Source organism: Vibrio sp. V39_P1S14PM300, assembly GCF_009904765.1.
GTDB classification, from domain to species: domain Bacteria; phylum Pseudomonadota; class Gammaproteobacteria; order Enterobacterales; family Vibrionaceae; genus Vibrio; species Vibrio proteolyticus.
Genome location: NZ_WXWP01000341.1, coordinates 1 through 5,900, shown reverse-complemented (window position 1 = coordinate 5,900; position 5,900 = coordinate 1). Strand labels below are relative to the sequence as shown.

The 5,900-nt window shown below is 45.9% G+C and carries 4 protein-coding genes; 3 read left to right on the top strand and 1 reads right to left on the bottom strand.

Translation table 11 applies throughout. The annotated features are described in order from the left end of the window. Positions 1–82 precede the first annotated feature (82 nt). Positions 83–1,408 carry a methyl-accepting chemotaxis protein gene (locus tag CAG65_RS22395; protein WP_161454502.1) on the top strand — a complete coding sequence of 442 codons (1,326 nt, stop codon included), beginning with the start codon at positions 83–85 and terminating at the stop codon, positions 1,406–1,408. A gap of 187 nt (positions 1,409–1,595) precedes the next feature. On the opposite strand, the gene CAG65_RS17920 is transcribed toward CAG65_RS22395, so the two are convergent. Further along, positions 1,596–2,597 (bottom strand): phosphotransferase, encoded by a 1,002-nt coding sequence (locus CAG65_RS17920; RefSeq protein WP_161454501.1) that lies wholly within the window; start codon positions 2,595–2,597, stop codon positions 1,596–1,598. A 185-nt stretch (positions 2,598–2,782) separates the two neighbouring features. On the opposite strand from CAG65_RS17920, the gene CAG65_RS17915 reads away from it, so the two are divergent. Next, positions 2,783–3,094, top strand: a complete 312-nt coding sequence (locus CAG65_RS17915; protein ID WP_161454500.1) for a hypothetical protein — start codon at positions 2,783–2,785, stop codon at positions 3,092–3,094. 13 nt (positions 3,095–3,107) lie between these two features. Continuing rightward, entirely contained in the window at positions 3,108–5,516 is a 2,409-nt protein-coding gene (locus CAG65_RS17910; RefSeq protein ID WP_161454499.1) for a hybrid sensor histidine kinase/response regulator, read from the top strand. Positions 5,517–5,900 lie beyond the last annotated feature (384 nt).

Below are 5,900 nucleotides of genomic sequence, written 5' to 3'. Positions count from 1 at the left end.
AAATTGTTAAAAGAAGCAGGGCCAATAATTACAAATTTTCGTCAGTTTTTTTGTACTGTCTATCCTGATTTAGGAACTTGTCATGCCAATACTTCAGTCTATGAGCCGTTTATTCACCAAGGATACCCATGCAACAGAACAGCAGGCGCAAACAGCGCTTGCTGTGAACACTTTGAATGCACTTCAGCACAACATGGCGACCATCGAGTTCACACCTGATGGCGATATTATTACCGCCAGTGATCTCTTTCTCACCACGGTCGGTTACACGCTCGACGAGATACGAGGGCAAAATCACCGGATTTTCTGTCCGGAGGCACTCCTTCGCTCAGCCGAGTATCAAAGCTTCTGGCGTGAACTGGCTAGCGGTGGCAGCTATACCGGCACTGTGGAACGCGTGACGAAAACGGGTCAGGAGCTTTGGTTGGAAGCGAGCTACTTCCCTGTAGTTGATGAATCAGGAAAAGTTTGCCGAGTCATGAAAGTCGCCTCCGACGTGACTTCAAGTAAGCATGAATCCGATCGTCAAACGGCCATTATGAACGCGCTGAATCAATCTTTGGCGATGATTGAATTTGAACCTGATGGCACTATCGTCAGCGCCAACGATAACTTCCTCGCTACAGTGAACTACACCCAGTATGAGATTGCGGGCAAGCACCACCACATTTTTTGTGAAGAATCTTTTTACCAGGAGCAACCTCAGTTCTGGCAGGATCTTGGGCGAGGAGTCTTCAAGTCAGGCCTGTTTGGCCGTATCAACAAGTACGGTGAAAAAATTTGGTTGGAAGCCAGCTATAACCCAATCAAGAACCACCATGGGCAAGTTGAACGCGTGATTAAATTTGCCAGCAATATTACTGAACGCGTCAATCATCAGATTGCTGTGCGAGAAGCAGCAGAAGTGGCGTATTCGACGTCGCAACAAACGGTATCCAGCTCTGAGCGCGGAGCCAATGTCTTGGCCGATATAACGTCAGCGTCACACAACATGGGGCAACAGATCGACGAAGCAAACGACATCATGAGCGGCTTAGATCAACAGTCTCAGGAAATTAATCAGATAGTATCAACCATCAGCCAAATCGCTGAACGCACGAATTTGCTGGCCTTAAATGCCGCGATTGAAGCCGCTCGAGCAGGTGAACAAGGACGCGGGTTTGCTGTCGTGGCCGATGAAGTCCGTAAGCTTGCCTCCAGCACAACTGCATCAACGGAAGAGATTGAAACCATTGTGAAGAAAAATACCCAACTGACAGGTTCAGCGCTGGCAACCATGAAGGCACTTCAGCACATGGTCGAGACCTGTAATCAACAGATCTCGGAAGCCGAACGAGTTATCAGTGAAATCAACCAAGGCGCGAGCAACGTTTCGGAAACGGTTGGCGTACTGGTCAATACCCGATAATTAAAGTGTGGGACACGGACGTCTCCATTTTAATTCGTACGGTCTGTGAGTAGCATTCTTAAAGATTCTTTGAAAGGAGAACGCTGCTCCAGCAGTATCTGGTCGTTTTTGATCAGCAAGAACGAAACACACTCAAAAATCTTGTCCATACTGACTCCTTTCATCTCGACACTCATTCCTCTTCAAGTTAAACATGATTGGCAACATCATTCCTTAAACCTGTATGTTCCAACATCGATCGCCAGCGTTGCATGAAAGGGACGAACTCTCGATGAGGGATAAATTTTTTTGCCGCTGTGTTGCCGTGAAGATAGACGGCCTCCAAAGCCCACACATGATGATCGGCATAGATGCCCCACGCTTTCGCCCCATCATCCAGCGCCTCGTTCGTTAGCGGAGACCACTTGATGTAACCACGGACGAACTCCGCACAATGTCCGGCGTCTAACTGGAGCATGTACATACACGCACGAGCGATCTCATAGCCTACTGGCATGCAACACACCAGATCCCAGTCAATCACCGCGCTGACTTCTCGGTTTGCATCAAAAAATACATTGTATTGATGATAATCGCCATGAATAAGCTGCGGTTTGGACACAGGTTGATAGTGGTGGATGCTGCAGTCACTGGCCAAAAACTGTTGCTGCTGTTTAGCGCGAATCAAAGCCCAACGTTCTGTATCGGTAGGATTTGCCTGTGACTGCAGTCTGTCGATAATAACTTGCAGTCGAGCGACCCAGCTTGACTGACTCCAACGCAACGGAATGACAGGGAAACCGTCTTGCCGGTAACCGACCAGCCCCAGATGCAGCCGGGCTAATGCTTCGCCCGCCGCCCTCGCGTGAGACAAACTTAATTGGTTTACAATCTCACCTCGTGCCTCAGGATACAGTGCAAAAAAACTGCCCATCTCCTCAACCCAGGTCCGATTATCCATTGTACATAGTGGTAAAACGACAGGTAACGCCTGCTCGCTCAGATTCGCCACCAGAGCATGTTCACGAATGATCTTTTGCGGTTCGCCGGTTTTAAATCGCCTCAGATAGAACGTTTCTGGCTCAGAGAGCCGATAGATCTGATTGGTTGCACCAGTCGTAACGGGCTCAATGCGTTGGCAATTTTCAGAACTCGGCCAATATCGTGTTATGCGTTTCAATGTGTCAAAGGGCAAAACAACATCGCTCACAGTAAATGCCATCCTTTGCATACTATTTCGCCAATATTATCACTCACCACTTAGCGCGTCAGTCGCCGCTTAGTGATCTCTACACAAAAACTTACCAATAATCTTTATCTTACCCACTAGGTTTTCTTGTATGTGCATTCAAATTTACTAACTTACCAATAAGCCTTGATAAAAAACGAGACGTTATGCTTTCCCTCAACCACTTTAAAATGAAAAATAAAGTGATGATTCTGGCTGTAGTCCCGCTGGTTACCATCGTCTATCTGGCATATCTAAAAATTGACGAGCTCTCTTTTCAACTGAAGAATATTGATATTCTTTCGCACGATATCCAGTTTATCCAACTGCTTTCCACTAACCACCGCGAGTCTCACATCGCGCGCATTCACCCAGACAAAATCGCTGATCAGGCCGCCAAACAGCAACAGCGATTCAATCGTATGCATGAGCTTGTTCCCCTTGCGTTTCCTCAACAGGACGCAGGTTATTATCAATAACCTGTTGTTAGACATGTCAGAAACTCAATCCGATTTGTTTCAGACCAAGAGCATGAAAGAGAGCGACGAGTTATCCACTTGGTTGGCAGAACTCCACTCGCAAATGTTGTTGCACCTGGAAAAAGTCGATATTCACACAGGGATTCCGACGATTGAAGGACATTTAAAAGCGCTGTATCAACTTGAATGGTTAATGCTTTGGGCTGCTGAAGAGAACTGGTTTTTCCATCGTGAATCTCGTCAAAGCGACAGTTGGGCTACAGAACAGGCTCATCATGACAACCATAAGAGAATTCAGAACTACTTCGATTTTCAGAAACTTTATATTGAGCGCTTTTTGGTGATTAACGCTGATAAAAGCCATGTTCAGATGCTGTTGAACACGTTTTCGCATCCGGCATTCTCATCCAGTGCCCGGTTTCGTGATCAACTGCTTAACAACGATGAGGCGCTTCATATGTCAGAGCAAGCGATCAGAGATGGGCTTAAAAGTCTGGATCAACGCTTATCATTGCTTAATAGCGTCGCAAGACAAATTGAAATCGGCCTGACTCGGGAGCTCAACAGCAAAGTGGCGGATTTCAAAACCAAACGTCTCGCTTTTATCACGCTGGTTTCTTTACTGGCCGTATTCATCTTTACCATCAGTCTCAACCTAGCCCACCGCGTTGCGGGTTATCTGCCAGAAATTCTTAATTTTCTCAAAGACGCCGACACCAATACGTCGCAATCAACTGTGATGGTAAAAGGCAATGATGAACTTGCAGAATTTGCTAAAAAGATTAACACACTGACTAAAGAACGACGGGAAAATCAGCGTCATCTGATTGAATCGCGCGACTTTGCCCGCCAACAGGCTGAGAAAGCAGAACGAGCTAATCGGGCAAAAAGCAGCTTTCTTGCCAATATGTCGCATGAGATTCGTACACCACTAAATGGCATCATAGGTATCTCCGAGATACTGTCCGAAACCAAGCTGTATGCCAGTCAACGGGAATACCTAAGCACCATTGAGACGTCTTCTCAGCATTTGTTGAGGCTCATCAACGATATTTTGGATCTCTCTAAAATTGAATCCGGTGAACTGCGCTTATCGCTCCACTCAACCAACATTCGCGAACTCATTTATGATACAGCAGACATGATCACCAGCCGCATCTCCGATAAGGGATTGGTACTGGACATCAGTATCGACCGTGATGTTCCCGTTTCATTGCTCGTGGACGAGTATCGTCTGGGGCAAGTGTTGCTCAATCTACTATCAAATGCCGTCAAATTTACTGAAAAAGGTACCATTAAAATTAAAGTCACGTGTCTCTCTAAAGAAAACCAACGTGCGATGCTACGTTTTGAAGTTATCGACACAGGGATCGGGATCGCGAAAGACAAACAAAAGGTTATTTTTCGCCCCTTTGCTCAGGAAGATGCTTCCACCACCCGACAATTTGGCGGTACAGGGTTGGGGTTAGCGATTAGCAACAAAATTGTAAACCTAATGAACAGCGAGATTCGCCTCGATTCAGACAAAGGATTGGGCTGTCGCTTCTTTTTTGACGCCAAACTCGAATTTGAAACGGACACCGTTAATGTCGTTGATGATATCCCGCCTTTTTACCTGATTCACAATAACCTCAGTTGGCATCAACACATATTGGATGAGATCGCCTATTTCGGGCTCAACGTCCAAGCCATGTACAACGATGTCTCGGCGTTTATACAAGATGAACATCGCTTAAACTTGACCGTGGTGTATTTGGAATCGGAACCCAAACAGTCACTTGAGCACATCAACACCATCAGTGACGTGACACAGTCCAACATTACGGTAATTCGCCTTGGTTATAGCGGCAATCGTGACTACGGCGGTAAGGTTCATGGGCTGGTGACTTACCCTCTACTCGGAAGAAGGCTATTAAAAGCACTTCGTCCGTCAATCAACGTCGAAAATGGGGCGCTCGGTCAAGTCACGCCTATCTGGGAGGCGAAAAAAGAACGGCTAGCTGAACCGTCTACAACGCCTTCTTTGGTAAACGTCAGTAACTTAAGCACTCAGCCGCAAGTATTGGTAGTTGAGGATAATCGAGTTAACCAACTGGTTGCCACCACGTTATTGCAGAAGTCGCATTTAACTTACGACGTTGCCAACAACGGCCAGGAAGCCGTAGATCTCATCAATCAGGGTAAACGGTACAAAGCCATTCTTATGGACTGCATGATGCCGGTGAAGGACGGTTTTGAAGCGACCAGAGACATCCGTGATTATGAGAGCAAAAACAACCTGAGTCACACCCCCATCATTGCGCTGACCGCGTCGGTTATTGATGATGACATTCGTAGATGTTTTGATGTTGGCATGAACGACTATGTGCCTAAACCATTCCACAAAGACACCTTGTTAGAAAAAATAAAGTCATTCGTCTAAACAACTGACTTGGCGTCTATCAGGCTTTTCGTATCTTATTTCCTCAGAAACGGAAAGCATGAAGCAAAAACTCGCCGTTTAATTTAGTAAGTGTTCTCTGTTATTGACGCTGGTGACTAACCAATATTTACTTACAAAAACCTCGGTATCAAACATCGCAAGCTTAATAAGCAATGGGTTGGCTATCACATCTTTCCTGTTTTGCCTGCCAAACCACACGTAATCTTCAATATCGCATGTGACTCATTAGCGCGCCTCAACAGTCGGCTATTAGTATACAAGTCACTGAAACTATTTCTATTAATAACATTAAGTTAGTATTAAACTAGCGTTCGAAGAAACACAAAAAAGGCTTATCGTTCCGATTAAAAAAACCTATGGATA